The organism is Planococcus sp. TJ-301, from assembly GCF_058268475.1.
The window spans coordinates 21,552-35,817 of sequence record NZ_JBZDOH010000005.1; the positions used below are offsets into that span (position 1 = coordinate 21,552).

The following is a 14,266-nucleotide window of genomic DNA, read 5'->3' on the forward strand; positions in this document are numbered from 1 at the left end:
TCCAATGGACCGAATACAAGCAGAACAACGAGTGATTGAGTTGAACGAAACGCTAAGGGCTTACGGCCATGCCTATTATGTGCTGGACAAGCCGGAAGTGCCTGATGCAGTATATGACCAATTGCTGAACGAATTGATCGAACTTGAAAACTTGTATCCCGATTTGATTTTCCCGGATTCTCCTACACAGCGCGTCGGGGGCACTCCGATTTCGAATTTCGAAAAAGTCAACCATTCAAGTCCGATGCTCAGCTTATCGAACGTATTCAATGAAGAAGATATCCGTGAATTTGATAAACGCGTGCGCAGCGGCGCCGGAGACAACATTGAATATGTCTGCGAGCTGAAAATCGATGGCCTTGCAGTGGCGCTTCATTACGAAAACGGCCAATTTGTCCGCGGGGCGACCCGGGGAGATGGACGCATAGGCGAAGACATCACGGTTAACCTTCGGACCGTCAGGACTATTCCATTGAAACTGAATGATTCCGTAGAGATTGAAGTTCGCGGGGAAGTCTTCATGCCGAAGAAATCGTTTCATGGCTTGAATGCTGAACGCGGCGAGCGCGGTGAAGAATTGTTCGCTAATCCGCGCAACGCGGCAGCCGGATCGCTGCGCCAGCTGGATCCGAAGATTGCGGCAAGCCGCAATTTAGACGTATTCATTTATGGCATCGGCAGCGAAGGCGAATCGTACGGTTTAAGTGAACATGAAGAATCGCTGAAATACGTTGAAAAGGTCGGCTTTAAGACGAATAATGAGCGCCGGGTCTGCAAAAGTGTCGAAGAAGTGCTGGCGTTCATCGAACACTGGCAGGAGCAGCGCTCGGAGTTGCCATATGAAATAGACGGCATCGTCATTAAAGTGAACCGTTACTTGCATCAACAGGATTTAGGCTTTACTGCGAAGAGCCCGAAATGGGCGACTGCTTACAAATTCCCGGCCGAAGAAGTGATGACTACTGTCAGGGATATTGAGCTTAGTGTCGGCCGTACGGGCGTCGTCACTCCAACTGCTATCCTCGATCCGGTATCAGTGGCAGGAACCACAGTACAGCGGGCTTCGCTGCATAACGAAGATTTGATCAAAGAAAAAGACATCCGCATCGGCGATAAAGTGATCATCCGCAAAGCGGGCGACATCATCCCGGAAGTGGTGTCCGCAATTGTGGACCAACGGACAGGAACGGAAGAGCCGTTTGAAATGCCCACCAATTGCCCGGCATGCGACAGCGATCTGGTGCGCATTGAAGGCGAAGTGGCGCTGCGGTGCGTCAACCCGCAATGCCCTGCGCAAATAACGGAAGGGCTGATCCATTTCGTGTCGCGCAATGCCATGAACATAGAAGGACTGGGCGAAAAAGTAATTGAACAATTATATCGGGAAGGCTTGATCGCTGATTTTTCCGACCTCTATAAATTGACGAAAGAACAAGTTATAGACCTGGACCGTATGGGCGAGAAGTCAGCGGCGAACCTGATCGCCGCCATTGATGCTTCCCGCAGAAATTCCATGGAACGATTGCTGTTCGGCCTTGGCATCCGACACGTTGGGGAACGGGGCGCACGCATTTTGTCCGAGCATTTTGGTTCGATGCAAAAATTGATGGAAGCCACAAAAGAAGAATTGGTTGAAATCCATGAAATCGGTGAGAAAATGGCCGATTCTATTGTCGCTTATTTTGATGCAGAAGAAGTTCAGCAATTAATGGAACGTTTAGCGGAAGCGAACGTCAATTTAACGTATACCGGGACTCGCGTAATTGTTGAAGCGGGAGCGAATGCTTTCGCCGGCAAGAAGATCGTTCTGACTGGCAAACTCGAGCAATTGACGCGCGGCGAAGCACAAGAACGTATCGAAGCGCTTGGCGGCAAAGTGTCTGGCAGCGTCAGTAAAAAGACCGATTTGGTCATTGCAGGCGAAGAAGCCGGTTCGAAGCTGGAAAAAGCGCTTGAGCTGAAAGTGGATGTCTGGGACGAAGTACGCCTCTTGGAAGAATTGAGTAAATGAGGAGATTTATAAAATGAAACGCATTTGGTGGATACCGGTCAGCATGCTATTGCTGGCAGGCTGTGTGCCTTCCGCATCAGAAGAAGCGGAAGTGCTGAGTACAGAAGAAGAAGCAGAGACAGCAATCATTCCGAGCATTCAGCTCGATGACCGGTATTACCGGACATTGCTGCCATATAAACAAAGTGCCACGCGCGGAACAATCATCAACCGGCTGAATTCCCGCTATGATATTGAAGAAGCGGAAGACGGTTTGCTGCGTTTGTCACAGCGCCAGTTTTCGCCTGACGATTATTATTTCCAGGAAGGCCAAAAAATCACCCGTGAAGACGCCAGTGCCTGGCTAAGCCGCAAGAGCAAGGAAAACGCTCTTGGACTGAATGCAGCCGACTCGCGCGATGCTAAACAGAAAAAAGCAGGCGACCGTCCAGCCGCTGAAATTCTGGCGCATATCGTCGAACAGAATTATTTGGTAAAGACCGATAAAGAAACCATCCGGCTAGGCGGCGTTTCAATCGGGTTGGCTTTGAATTCGATCTATTATAATTCCGTCGATGAAGTTTCCTATGAAGAATCGATTTCGCAAGCCCAACTAAACAAAGAAGGCAAGCGCATGGCAGCAGAAATCATCAAGCGCCTGCGTGAAAAAGAAGGCATGAAAGACATTCCAATCACGGTGGGCCTATTCAAGCAAAGCAGCCGTGGCGCAATTGCACCGGGAACTTATTTTGCATACGGTGTCGCGCCGGGAGGCGAAAACGACGTTGCAAACTGGACGCCGGTCAAAGAGGAATATGTTATTTTCCCGACATCCGGTTCAGAAGACAAATACCGTGATGTCGATACTTCGTTCCGGAACTTCAAGATGGATGTAGAAGAATACTTCTCGAATTTCACAAGTGTCATTGGAACGGGCTTTTATCAGGAAGACCAATTACGCAGGCTGAAAGTGGATATACCTGTACAATTCTATGGCTCTGCTGAGCTGATCGGCTTCACGCAATATTTAACGGGGCTGGTACTGGAGCATTTCCCAGAGAACATTGAAGTGGAAGTCAGTGTCACGTCAACAAACGGGCCGGAAGCGCTTGTCCTTAGAAAAGCAGGACAAACCGAACCGATTGTCCACATTTATGATTAATTTGCACCGGAATAGGGACAGCCATGCGGCTGTCCCTATTCAATGTTTTGTCCAGACACAAGCGCACAATTCCCTGGAGTCATAAGCCAACCCAGCTGTGTAGCAAAGAGTGATCTATCTTATGCCCGTCGAACCTAGATGGTCGCTTTCGCTTTTCTTAGAAAAATGGTATGATATAGCGTATGTTTACTGAATCCGGAGGTGTAGAGAAATGGCGAAAATAACAAAAGAAGAAGTGATCGAAGTAGCGCATTTGGCGCGCTTGGCCATCACTGATGATGAAGCGGTACATTTTGCTGACCAATTGGAAGCCATCACGAATGCGATGGAATTGCTCAACGAATTAGACACGGATAACGTGGAGCCGACAACGCATGTATTGTCGATGGTTAACGTATTGCGTGAAGATAAAGCAGAAGCTGGATTAGACCGCGAACTGGTTTTGAAAAACGTAAAAGAACACGAAGCCGGTCAAATTAAAGTTCCAACTATACTAGATTGATTGTGAGGAGGGAAAAAACATGGGCTTAGCAAATAAAACCGCAGCGGAGCTGCAGGAAATGATACATACAAAAGAAACGACGATTGCTGAAATGGCTGAAAATGCATTTGGGCGCATTGCTGAATTGGATTCAGATGTCGACGCTTTTTTAGCGCTTGATAAAGAAGGCGCTTTGAAAAGAGCCGCGCAATTGGATGGAGTGCCAATGAGCGAGCGAGGACCATTATTCGGTTTGCCGATCGGCGTAAAAGACAATATTGTTACTGAAGGCATTGAAACGACAGCATCAAGCCGCATTTTAGAGGGCTTCAACCCGATCTACAATGCATCTGTCGTCGAAAAATTGAACGCGGCTGGCATGGTCATTGTCGGCAAATTAAACATGGATGAATTTGCAATGGGTTCTTCCAACGAAAACTCGTATTACAAAAACACGAAAAACCCATGGAACTTGGAAACTGTTCCAGGCGGTTCTTCAGGTGGATCAGCTGCGGCAGTTGCTGCAGGAGAAGTGCCTTTTACATTAGGGTCTGACACTGGCGGGTCGATTCGCCAGCCGGCTGCTTTCTGCGGCGTAGTAGGCATGAAGCCAACATACGGAAGGGTTTCACGATTCGGTTTAATCGCTTATGCTTCGTCATTGGATCAAATCGGTCCGATTACGCGCACTGTTAAAGACAATGCATTATTATTGAATGTCATCTCGGGGCATGACGAAAAAGACTCGACTTCCGCAAACGTTGAAGTGCCGGACTTTGCTGCTGCTTTAACGGGCGACATTAACGGGCTGCGCATCGGCGTGCCAAAAGAATATTTTGCAGAAGGTGTCGGAGAAGCCGTAAAACAAGCGGTACGCGATGCATTGAAAGTTCTTGAAGAAAAAGGCGCGACATGGGAAGAAATTTCTCTGCCGCATTCTAAATATGCACTTGCTACGTATTACTTGATCGCTTCTTCGGAAGCTTCATCGAATTTGTCGCGTTTTGACGGTATTCGCTATGGCTACCGCACAGAGAAAGCGGGCAATTTGCTTGATTTCTATATGAATACCCGTTCTGAAGGATTCGGCGATGAAGTGAAGCGCCGCATCATGCTTGGAACTTATGCGTTGAGTTCAGGCTATTACGACGCTTACTATAAAAAAGCGCAAAAAGTGCGCACACTTATCAAACAGGATTTCGACAAAGCGTTTGAAAAGTACGATGTTATCATTGGGCCAACAACTCCGACGCCTGCTTTTAAAATCGGCGAAAAAATTGATGATCCGTTAACAATGTATGCCAATGATATCTTGACGATTCCAGTCAACCTTGCGGGAGTTCCGGCCATTTCGATTCCGTGCGGTTTCGACAATGGCTTGCCGCTCGGCTTGCAAATCATTGGAAAATATTTCGACGAAGAAACAGTTTACCGCGTTGCGGATGTTTTCGAACAGGCAACCGATTTCCATAAAAAAACTCCTCAAGTATGGGAGGGAGCAGCCAAATGAATTTTGAAACGATTATCGGCCTCGAAGTACACGTCGAGCTGAAAACAGAATCCAAAATGTTTTCGCCTGCACCTGCCCATTTCGGTGCAGAACCGAATACAAATACCAATGTCATCGACTTGGGCTATCCGGGCGTCTTGCCAGTAGTCAATAAGCGCGCAGTAGATTGGGCAATGAAAGCTGCATTAGCATTAAACTGCGAAATCAACCGCCACACGAAATTCGACCGAAAAAACTATTTTTATCCGGACAACCCGAAAGCTTATCAGATTTCACAATTCGATGAGCCGATCGGTGAACACGGCTGGATCGAAATCGAAGTAAAAGGCGAGAAAAAACGCATTGGCATCACGCGCCTTCATATGGAAGAAGACGCTGGGAAGCTGACGCATACAGGGAACGGCCATTCATTGGTCGACTTGAACCGCCAAGGCACGCCGTTGATTGAAATCGTTTCTGAACCGGATATCCGGACGCCGGAAGAAGCCTATGCTTATTTGGAAAAAATCAAAGCAATCATCCAATACACAGGTGTTTCTGATGTGCGGATGGAAGAAGGCTCACTTCGCTGCGACGCCAATATTTCATTGCGTCCATATGGCCAGGAACAATTCGGTACAAAAACAGAATTGAAAAACTTGAACTCGTTCAACTTTGTGCGCAAAGGGATCGAGCACGAGCAAATCCGCCAAGAGGAAGTATTGCTGTCAGGCGGCATTATCCAGCAGGAAACGCGCCGCTACGACGAATCAACAGGCAAAACATTGCTTATGCGCATCAAAGAAGGCTCAGACGATTACCGTTACTTCCCGGAACCGGATCTTGTCGACATTGTCATTGACGATGCTTGGCTAGAGCGCGTCCGCGCAGAAATCCCGGAGTTGCCTGACGCTCGGAAAGTGCGTTATGTAGCAGAAATGGGCTTGTCGGAATACGATGCGATGATCTTAACGCTCGCAAAACCGATTTCCGATTTCTTTGAAGCGACGGTTGCAGCCGGAGCTGATGCAAAATTAACTGCCAACTGGCTGATGGGCGAAATTTCAGCTTACCTGAACGCCCAACAGAAAGAATTGGCGGATACGGCATTGACGCCGGAAGGTTTGGCAGGCATGATCAAACTGATTTCCGACGGTACGATTTCAACGAAAATCGCCAAAAAAGTCTTGACCGAACTCTTTGAAAAAGGCGGAGACGCTAACGATATCGTCAAAGCCAAAGGGCTTGTCCAGATTTCCGACGACGCAACATTGCGCGGACTGGTCACAAACTCGCTGGACAACAATCCCCAATCGATCGAAGATTTCAAAAACGGCAAGGACCGCGCAATCGGCTTTTTAGTCGGCCAAATCATGAAAGCGACAAAAGGGCAGGCGAATCCGCCAATGCTCAATAAAATCCTTCTCGAGGAAATTGCGAAAAGGTAAACTAAATGGCCCGCCAAGCGGGCCATTTTTTTTTATACTTCTTGGTATTTTTTCATTGCGCTCCCAGGCGGACGCGTTCCGCGGGCCTGGCTTCAGCCGCTTCCCTCGCTGCGAAAACCGTTGCTCCTGCAGCGCTATGCGCTTCGTCGCAAAGGCATCGCCCCAATTCTTGGGTCCATGCCTTCGCAGCTGTTTTGCGGAATATCGGTTAATTAATTGCTAAATAAATTTGGAATACAGAACCTTATTAACAATCTAAATGATTTACTTGCCGGGCCATTTCTTATTCCCAAAAAAAGTTAGAACAATATGGGTTGATGCTTTGGCATTCTGGCAGTAAACTAAGAGGGATGGCAAATCCTGACTGCAAAGCAGGTATGCCGCTTAGTTTTGCTGACCTTCTAAAAAGGGTAAAGAATAGCTTACAAGGACTTCACGCAAAACAGACAGAAAGGTTCTGCCTGCAGATGCGCGGGGAATCTGATAATCGATTCAAGCGATGAAGGAGAAGTGATTTGCTTATGACAACGGAGCAGCAGTATTTCGAGAATGGCATTCCGATTGAAAGCTATATGGCCCAAATGGAATCCAACCAAGAAAAGTCCTATTCGATTTATGAGAAATTCAATTTGCCTGAAGACCCGGAATTGACGGCTTTGCTGAAAGAAAAGCAGCCGCATATTTTGGTGATTACAGAAGACTGGTGCGGCGACGCGATGATGAACAACGCGATTCTGCGGAAAATGGCAGAAGCTTCCAGCATTAAGGTCCGCTGCATCGCAAGAGATGAGAACCTGGAATTGATGGATCGCTATTTGACGAATGGCGGCCGCTCGATTCCGATATATCTGATTCTATCGCCGGATGGCGAGGTGCTGGGGACGTGGGGCCCAAGAGCACCGCTAGTCCAGGATTTCGTGGATGAGCAAAAAGCGAAGCTCCCGGAAAAAACCGATCCCCAATACGAAATCCACACGAAAACGATTTATGGGGAAATTTCGGATGGCTTTACGTGGAATAGCGATTTTTGGCAAATGGTGTATGATGATTTACGGAAAGCGTTCATGGAAAGTTTGAAGTAAGGGAAGGCCGGCTCAATGTCGGTTTTTTTCTTGGCTGGAACTTTTTTGGACGCAATGAATCCTATAGAGTATAAAGAACGTTAAGAAAGGCTGAATCTGGTATGAAACGTGCACGAATCATTTACAATCCAACTTCCGGGCGGGAACTTTTTCGCAAACATTTGCCGGAAGTGCTTGAGAAAATGGAAAAGGCGGGATATGAAACGTCTTGCCACGCAACAACCGCGGAAGGCGATGCTACAGTCGCTGCTGCTGATGCAGTAAAACGGAATTTTGATTTGATTGTCGCGGTGGGTGGCGACGGAACCTTGAACGAAGTGGTATCAGGCGTATCAGGGTTTGAAGAGCGGCCGAAAATCGGATTAATCCCGATGGGGACGACAAACGATTTTGCGCGTGCTGTCCATATCCCGCGGGATATCAATAAAGCGGTCGATATCATTATTGAAGGCAACTCCATCCCGGTGGATGTCGGGCTTATGAACGATCGCCATTTCATCAACATTGCTGGAGGCGGCAGGTTAACTGAATTGACGTACGAAGTGCCGAGCAAGCTGAAAACCGTGCTTGGGCAAATGGCGTATTATTTGAAAGGCATTGAAATGCTGCCTTCCATCCGTTCTTCGAAAGTCCGCATTGAATACGACGGCCATGTGTTTGATGATCATGCGATGATGTTCTTGATCGGCTTGACGAATTCAGTTGGCGGCTTTGAGAAATTGGCACCTGATGCCAGCATTAACGACGGCAAATTCACCTTATTGATTTTGAAAGAATTGAATATGGCTGAATTTATTCGCGTGGCTTCACTGGCTTTGCGCGGAGATCATTTGTCAGACCCGCATGTCATTTACGCGAAAGCCAGCAAAATCTCGGTATCATCCGATGAACGGGTCTTGTTGAACCTTGATGGCGAATACGGCGGCTTACTGCCGGCGACATTCGAAAACTTGGGCCGCCACATTGAGGTGATGGTGCCGATCGATTCCATCAATGAAAAAGACCGGAAATAAGAACTAAGCGCAACTGCGTCTATTCGGTTCTTGAGCCAATACGAAAAAAGCTGCACCAAAACGTCATTATAAATGACCTTTTGGTGCAGCTTTTTCTATGTGTTTACAATAGTTCGATTGCAGCATCCTGTTCGGCCGCAAGTTTTGGCAGGTTGTCGATCGGCTCCCAATGGAACTGGAAAGTGCGGCCGTTGTCCTGGCCGTCACTGACAATTGTATGTTCCCAGGATTCAGTCGGTTCGCCGGTATATTCGAAATGGAAGATATTCCGCTCGTAAGCTTTGTCCTGATGTTCAGGATAATACGTGTATTTGTGGATTTTCCCTTCGAATTCCAGCACTACGCGGGGCAGTCCTGTTTCTTCCTGGACTTCGCGATACAGGGCGTCAATGAGCATTTCCCCTTCTTCAATGGTTCCGCCGGGAACTTGCAGACCTGCTTCCGGTTCTCCTTTATGGGTGAAAACCAATAATTCTTTGTTCTCTTGCGGTCCTCGTGTAATGTAGGCAAATACTTTCCGTTTTGTTCTCATGTTGAATCATCCTTTAATTTGTTGTGTTATTAGAATACTAAATATTTAGAAATTTTTCAATCAATTCATTTTTTTGTTTGTCACAAGTTATTCAAAGCTGGTGAAAATATCCTGCTGCAATGGTGTTTAGAAATCGAGCGGCAGGGAGAGATAAGGTACAATGGGGTTATAGCAAAAGCACGGCAATCTTTCGGATTTTGAGAGGGGTAATACGAGATGGGTTTTGAAGACACGGCCTTATTAAGCCGGATTTTAACGTTAATGACGCTTTCTTTCCATATTCTCTATGCGACAGTCGGTGTCGGGATTCCATTGATGATCATGATTGCGCAATGGGTAGGGATCAAGAAAAATGATGAACATTATATTCTGTTGGCGCGCCGGTGGGCACGCGGTTTTGTTATTACCGTAGCGGTCGGAGTTGTAACCGGGACGGCAATCGGCCTTCAGTTATCGCTGCTATGGCCTGAGTTCATGCAGCTCGCAGGAAACGTCATCGCACTGCCGTTGTTCATGGAAGTATTCGCATTTTTCTTTGAAGCGATTTTCCTCGGCATCTACTTGTACACGTGGGACCGTTTTGAAGATCAGCGCAAGCATTTATTAATACTCATTCCCGTTGCACTTGGTGCGGCGGCATCGTCATTATTCATTACCATTGTCAATGCCTTCATGAACCAGCCACAAGGGTTTGAAATCCTTAACGGCGAGTTCGTCAATGTGCAGCCGCTGCTCGCCATCTTCAATCCGGCAGTGCCGACGAAAGTCGCGCACGTCATGTCCACGGCATTCATGACCTCGGCTTTCGTACTGGCTTCGATAGCGGCGATGCGGATGATTGGCGGATCAGATCATGTCTACCATAAAAAAGCATTGTTCTTGACGATGAAAATTGGGTTGATTTTCTCGATTTCAACAGCTATTATCGGCGATTTCTCCGGAAAATACCTGGCGGAATACCAGCCTGAAAAATTGGCTGCTGCTGAATGGCATTTTGAAACAGAAGGTGACGCCGGGTTAATCATGTTCGGTGTGCTTGATGGCGAAGAGCCGAAATACGCCATCAAGATTCCGTATGCCTTAAGTATTTTGGCACACGGTACGCCAGGTGCGGAAGTGATAGGACTCAACGAATTCCCGGAAGATGAACGGCCACCGCTGTGGATCCATTACCTATTCGATACCATGGTCGGCATCGGCATGTGGCTGGCGTTCTTCTCGATGGTCTACGTTGTCGGCGCTTGGCGCGGCTGGGCGATTGTCCGTGCGAAATGGTTCCGCTGGCTGCTGTTGGCAACGGGTCCGCTCGCGTTGGTGGCTATTGAAGCGGGTTGGTGGTTCACGGAAGTGGGCAGACAGCCTTGGATTCTCCGTGGGTATATGAAGACTGCAGATGCCGCAACCACAAGCGGCCAGGTTGATCTGATGATTATCCTGTTCGCGGGCTTGTATATCATTCTCGGGATTGGGACAATTGTCGTCCTGACCCGCATGTATAAACGCAATCCGGTTGAAAAGGAACTGGCTGACCGGGAAGCGAAAAAAGGCGGTGGACAAGAATGACGTTAGAGATTATCGGAATATCGGTGTTATGGCTGTTCTTGTTCCTTTATGTCATCGTCGCATCTATCGATTTCGGCGCAGGCTTTTTCAATGCTTACAGCGCCTTCACCAATAAACAGCATATCCTGACCGGTATCATCCAGCGGTACCTGTCGCCGGTATGGGAAGTGACGAACGTCTTTTTCGTCTTCTTCTTCGTCGGCGTCATCGGTTTCTTCCCGCAGACGGCATTTTATTACGGCACCACCTTGCTTGTGCCGGCTAGCATTGCGTTAATCCTGTTGGCAATCCGTGGCTCTTATTACGCCTTCGCGACCTATGGCGCAAAGATCAACCACCGCGGCTATATTTATATGTACGGCTTGTCCGGGCTATTGCTCCCAGCATCGCTATCGCCGGTGCTGGCAATGTCAGAAGGCGGCTTTATAAAAATGGACGGCGATTCTCCGTACCTCGATTATCTGGCGCTCTTCACCAGCCCATTGACATGGAGCATCGTTGTACTGAGCTTGGCGGCAGTGCTTTACATCTCGGCGGTTTTCCTGACTTGGTACGCCAGCAAAGCAGGCGACGCGAAAGCGACGCATTTAATGCGCAAATACGCATTGCTTTGGGCCGGGCCGACGATCATCACCGCAACTGGGATCATTTTTGAACTGCGCAGCCACAATACAGAACATTACACACGGCTGCTCGATCTTTGGTGGATTTTTGGTTTGTCGTTCCTGCTGTTTCTCGGAACGGTCTACCTGCTTTGGAAACGCCGCAACTACGGTTGGGCTTTCATCTTGCTGGTCGGCCAGTTCTTCACTGCCTTTTTCGCTTACGGCGTTTCCCATTACCCGTATCTGCTTTATCCGTACCTGACGATCTACGACAGTTTCACCAATGAAGCCATGGCAATTTCATTGATCATCGCATTCATTGCAGGGCTTGGCTTATTGCTGCCGTCGCTGTATCTGCTGTTCCGATTGTTCTTGTTCGATAAAGATTACGTCAAAGGGAAATCAGATTACCACGCATAAAGGAGGAAGCAGAGATGCAGGATTTTCTAATATTCTACGCGCCATTCATCGTTCTGGTCGGTGCCATTATCGGCGCTTTCTGGATTTCCCTGAAAGACGGGATTGTCACCAACGATAAAAAGTAACAAGCGCGTGCGGGCGTTTCGCCTGCCGCGTTTTTTCTTTGGCTGCGGTACCAGGAAATATGGATTCATTAGTGAATATTGCCATAGCCCTATGTTATAATGACGGAATGTGAAATGGAGTGAACCCTTTGAAACCAGTACAGAAAAATGACAGGCTGCTTGTCCATGTGGAAGATTTGACACACGACGGCGCAGGCGTTGCGAAAGTGGACGGCTACCCGCTGTTCATCCAAGGCGCGCTGCCGGGTGAGGATGTACGCGTGCACGTTCTGAAAACCTTGAAATCCTACGGCTTTGCAAAATTGCTTGAAATAGAGAAAGCCTCACCAAATCGGGTGGATGCACCATGCCCGGTATTCGATACATGCGGCGGCTGCCAGATTCAGCACCTATCTTACGAAGGCCAGAAAGAGTTCAAACAGAAAATGGTGCGCGATGCAATCACCCGCATCGGGAAATTGCCGAACGTGCCGGTGCATGCCGTGAAAGGCATGGAAGATCCGTGGCGCTACCGAAACAAATCGCAGATTCCGTTCGGCGTTGAAAATGGCCGCACGGTAGCGGGATTTTATGAAAGCCGCTCGCATAACATCGCGGATACGGACGTCTGCCTGATCCAGACCTTGGAAGCGGATGCCATCATGGTTGGCTTGAAAAAGAGCTTGATCGAAATGGGCATCGAGCCGTATGAAGAACAAACGCATCGCGGCCAGCTGCGGCATGTAGTTGTCCGCAAAGCACGTGCGACCGGCGAAATCATGGTGGTGCTCGTGACGAAGAAAAAGAAATTCCCTCAGGCAGAGCAGGCGATCGCTTTGATCCGCTCTCTTGTGCCGGACACCGTATCTATCGTCCAAAACGTCAATCCAGAAAAGACCAACGTCATTTTCGGCAATGACACAACGGCGCTATGGGGCAAGGAAGTCATCGAAGACCGCATCGGTGATGTGCGATTCGAGATTTCCGCGCGTTCTTTTTACCAGATCAATCCGATTCAAACTGAAACGCTTTACGGGCAGGCGCTTGAATATGCAGGATTGACAGGCAGCGAAACGGTCATTGATGCTTATTGCGGCATCGGCACGATCTCGCTGTTCTTGGCGCAGCAAGCGAAATTCGTCATGGGTGTGGAAATCGTGCCGCAAGCGATTGAAGATGCGAAACGCAACGCCGAACTCAACGGCTTGACGAATACGCTTTTCGAAGCAGGACCTGCGGAGCAAGTGATTCCGCGCTGGTATAAAGAAGGCAAGAAGGCGGATGTGCTGGTGGTCGACCCGCCGCGCAAAGGGTGCGACGAGCAATTGCTGCGGACTATTCTGCAGCAGCGGCCAGAACGCGTCGTCTATGTATCTTGCAATCCGGCGACGCTGGCGCGCGATTTGCGGATCCTTGAAGACGGCGGCTACCGTACGAAAGAAGTGCAGCCAGTCGATATGTTCCCGCAGACGACCCATTGCGAAGCAGTGGCTTGGCTCGAATTGGCTGAATGAACGATTAGTTAAATAAAGAACGATGATGCCGGGCGGTGAGCCCGGCATTTTTTTATTGGCTATATATAGGCAGGGAAAACGAGAGCATTAAAAAGATGGACAAATGTTAGAATTTTCAATATATTTAGCGTGAGGCTTTAAAAACATTGCCAGGTTTCTGAAGGGGACGGAGGAACAGAAGATGGACAGGGCGAAACTTCTATACCGCTTAGGCATGCGGCGTGCGAAAGAGCGGATGCTGAATGACTTCGGGAATGGATTTTGGGAGGAATTCAAAGCGAACGCCGATGGCTGGATGCAAGAAATTCTGCCGAGAGTGCCAGACATTGGCAACAGTGTGTTCCGAACGAGCTACGATATGTGCCCAGCCTATATTGCCTGGTACAAATCATTGATGACAATGGGCTTTTCAAGTGAAGAAGCGGGTGAAGAACTGTGGGTAATGTCGGAGGACCTGTTGGAGCTGATTCCGAAGCGGTTGCTTAAGATGCCGATGAAAGGATATATGGCGGGATTCCGCGATGATGCTGCATTGCATGAGCAGCGGGGCAAGGTAGGGAAGCTGCACCCATATGACTGGCAAATCGTTTTCACCGATCAGGATGACGACCATTTCGAGATTGATATAACGGAATGCGCAATGATGAAACTCAGCAAGGACTTTGATGCGCTCGGCATGTTTCCGGCCGTATGCCGCATCGACTTTCTGGCAGCCAATATTATGGAAAACGGCTTTTCACGCAAAAAGACGTTAGCGGACGGAGATGATTGCTGCAATTGCATGTACGAAGTCGGGGGAACCTGTGAATGGAACCCTGAGCGTGGCTTTACAGACAGGAAATAAAAGCGGAAGGGGCGGGGCA

General features: G+C 48.5%; 13 protein-coding genes. 12 read left to right on the top strand and 1 reads right to left on the bottom strand.

Features of this window, described 5'->3' with window-relative positions:
• The first annotated feature begins 4 nt into the window (after positions 1-4).
• The 7 genes from ligA (at position 5) to AC4EHJ_RS15935 (ending at position 8,665) form a co-directional block, all read left to right on the top strand.
• On the top strand, positions 5-2,011 hold the full coding sequence (ligA, locus tag AC4EHJ_RS15905) for an NAD-dependent DNA ligase LigA (protein ID WP_490976586.1): 2,007 nt from the start codon (positions 5-7) through the stop codon (positions 2,009-2,011).
• Between the two features lie 13 nt (positions 2,012-2,024).
• The gene (locus AC4EHJ_RS15910; RefSeq protein ID WP_490976587.1) at positions 2,025-3,152 is read left to right on the top strand and encodes a CamS family sex pheromone protein; all 1,128 of its coding nucleotides are present in this window, start codon (positions 2,025-2,027) and stop codon (positions 3,150-3,152) included.
• Positions 3,153-3,363: 211 nt separating this feature from the next.
• Positions 3,364-3,654 (top strand): Asp-tRNA(Asn)/Glu-tRNA(Gln) amidotransferase subunit GatC, encoded by a 291-nt coding sequence (gatC, locus tag AC4EHJ_RS15915; protein WP_490976588.1) that lies wholly within the window; start codon positions 3,364-3,366, stop codon positions 3,652-3,654.
• Positions 3,655-3,673: 19 nt separating this feature from the next.
• Positions 3,674-5,143 (top strand): Asp-tRNA(Asn)/Glu-tRNA(Gln) amidotransferase subunit GatA, encoded by a 1,470-nt coding sequence (gatA, locus tag AC4EHJ_RS15920; protein WP_490976589.1) that lies wholly within the window; start codon positions 3,674-3,676, stop codon positions 5,141-5,143.
• Positions 5,140-6,570, top strand: a complete 1,431-nt coding sequence (gene gatB / locus AC4EHJ_RS15925; RefSeq protein WP_490976590.1) for an Asp-tRNA(Asn)/Glu-tRNA(Gln) amidotransferase subunit GatB — start codon at positions 5,140-5,142, stop codon at positions 6,568-6,570. The genes gatA and gatB overlap by 4 nt, the downstream gene beginning before the upstream one ends.
• A gap of 521 nt (positions 6,571-7,091) precedes the next feature.
• A complete protein-coding gene (locus tag AC4EHJ_RS15930) occupies positions 7,092-7,652 on the top strand; it encodes a thioredoxin family protein (protein WP_490976647.1) in 561 nt (186 codons plus the stop codon).
• Positions 7,653-7,753: 101 nt separating this feature from the next.
• Complete coding sequence (locus AC4EHJ_RS15935; RefSeq protein WP_490976591.1) at positions 7,754-8,665, top strand: diacylglycerol kinase; 912 nt, start codon at positions 7,754-7,756, stop codon at positions 8,663-8,665.
• Positions 8,666-8,768: 103 nt separating this feature from the next.
• Here the strand turns inward: AC4EHJ_RS15935 and AC4EHJ_RS15940 are convergent, their stop codons facing one another.
• A complete protein-coding gene (locus AC4EHJ_RS15940; RefSeq protein WP_490976592.1) occupies positions 8,769-9,197 on the bottom strand; it encodes an NUDIX hydrolase in 429 nt (142 codons plus the stop codon).
• Between the two features lie 216 nt (positions 9,198-9,413).
• Between AC4EHJ_RS15940 and AC4EHJ_RS15945 the strand changes: the two genes are divergently transcribed.
• The 5 genes from AC4EHJ_RS15945 (at position 9,414) to AC4EHJ_RS15965 (ending at position 14,247) form a co-directional block, all read left to right on the top strand.
• Positions 9,414-10,760 (top strand): cytochrome ubiquinol oxidase subunit I, encoded by a 1,347-nt coding sequence (locus AC4EHJ_RS15945; protein ID WP_490976593.1) that lies wholly within the window; start codon positions 9,414-9,416, stop codon positions 10,758-10,760.
• On the top strand, positions 10,757-11,785 hold the full coding sequence (locus AC4EHJ_RS15950; protein ID WP_490976594.1) for a cytochrome d ubiquinol oxidase subunit II: 1,029 nt from the start codon (positions 10,757-10,759) through the stop codon (positions 11,783-11,785). The genes AC4EHJ_RS15945 and AC4EHJ_RS15950 overlap by 4 nt, the downstream gene beginning before the upstream one ends.
• Positions 11,786-11,799: 14 nt before the next feature.
• Positions 11,800-11,910 carry a cytochrome bd oxidase small subunit CydS family protein gene (gene cydS / locus AC4EHJ_RS15955; protein WP_490976595.1) on the top strand — a complete coding sequence of 37 codons (111 nt, stop codon included), beginning with the start codon at positions 11,800-11,802 and terminating at the stop codon, positions 11,908-11,910.
• Between the two features lie 128 nt (positions 11,911-12,038).
• Entirely contained in the window at positions 12,039-13,403 is a 1,365-nt protein-coding gene (gene rlmD, locus AC4EHJ_RS15960; protein WP_490976596.1) for a 23S rRNA (uracil(1939)-C(5))-methyltransferase RlmD, read from the top strand.
• Between the two features lie 181 nt (positions 13,404-13,584).
• Positions 13,585-14,247: an L-2-amino-thiazoline-4-carboxylic acid hydrolase gene (locus tag AC4EHJ_RS15965; RefSeq protein ID WP_490976597.1), complete on the top strand. Its 663-nt coding sequence runs from the start codon at positions 13,585-13,587 to the stop codon at positions 14,245-14,247.
• Positions 14,248-14,266 lie beyond the last annotated feature (19 nt).

Coding starts and splice junctions, on each gene's coding strand:
- AC4EHJ_RS15935 (WP_490976591.1), top strand. CDS start 7,754: ATGAAACGTGCACGAATCATTTACAATCCAACTTCCGGGCGGGAACTT.
- cydS (WP_490976595.1), top strand. CDS start 11,800: ATGCAGGATTTTCTAATATTCTACGCGCCATTCATCGTTCTGGTCGGT.
- gatA (WP_490976589.1), top strand. CDS start 3,674: ATGGGCTTAGCAAATAAAACCGCAGCGGAGCTGCAGGAAATGATACAT.
- gatB (WP_490976590.1), top strand. CDS start 5,140: ATGAATTTTGAAACGATTATCGGCCTCGAAGTACACGTCGAGCTGAAA.
- AC4EHJ_RS15950 (WP_490976594.1), top strand. CDS start 10,757: ATGACGTTAGAGATTATCGGAATATCGGTGTTATGGCTGTTCTTGTTC.
- AC4EHJ_RS15910 (WP_490976587.1), top strand. CDS start 2,025: ATGAAACGCATTTGGTGGATACCGGTCAGCATGCTATTGCTGGCAGGC.
- ligA (WP_490976586.1), top strand. CDS start 5: ATGGACCGAATACAAGCAGAACAACGAGTGATTGAGTTGAACGAAACG.
- gatC (WP_490976588.1), top strand. CDS start 3,364: ATGGCGAAAATAACAAAAGAAGAAGTGATCGAAGTAGCGCATTTGGCG.
- AC4EHJ_RS15945 (WP_490976593.1), top strand. CDS start 9,414: ATGGGTTTTGAAGACACGGCCTTATTAAGCCGGATTTTAACGTTAATG.
- AC4EHJ_RS15940 (WP_490976592.1), bottom strand. CDS start 9,197: ATGAGAACAAAACGGAAAGTATTTGCCTACATTACACGAGGACCGCAA.
- AC4EHJ_RS15965 (WP_490976597.1), top strand. CDS start 13,585: ATGGACAGGGCGAAACTTCTATACCGCTTAGGCATGCGGCGTGCGAAA.
- AC4EHJ_RS15930 (WP_490976647.1), top strand. CDS start 7,092: ATGACAACGGAGCAGCAGTATTTCGAGAATGGCATTCCGATTGAAAGC.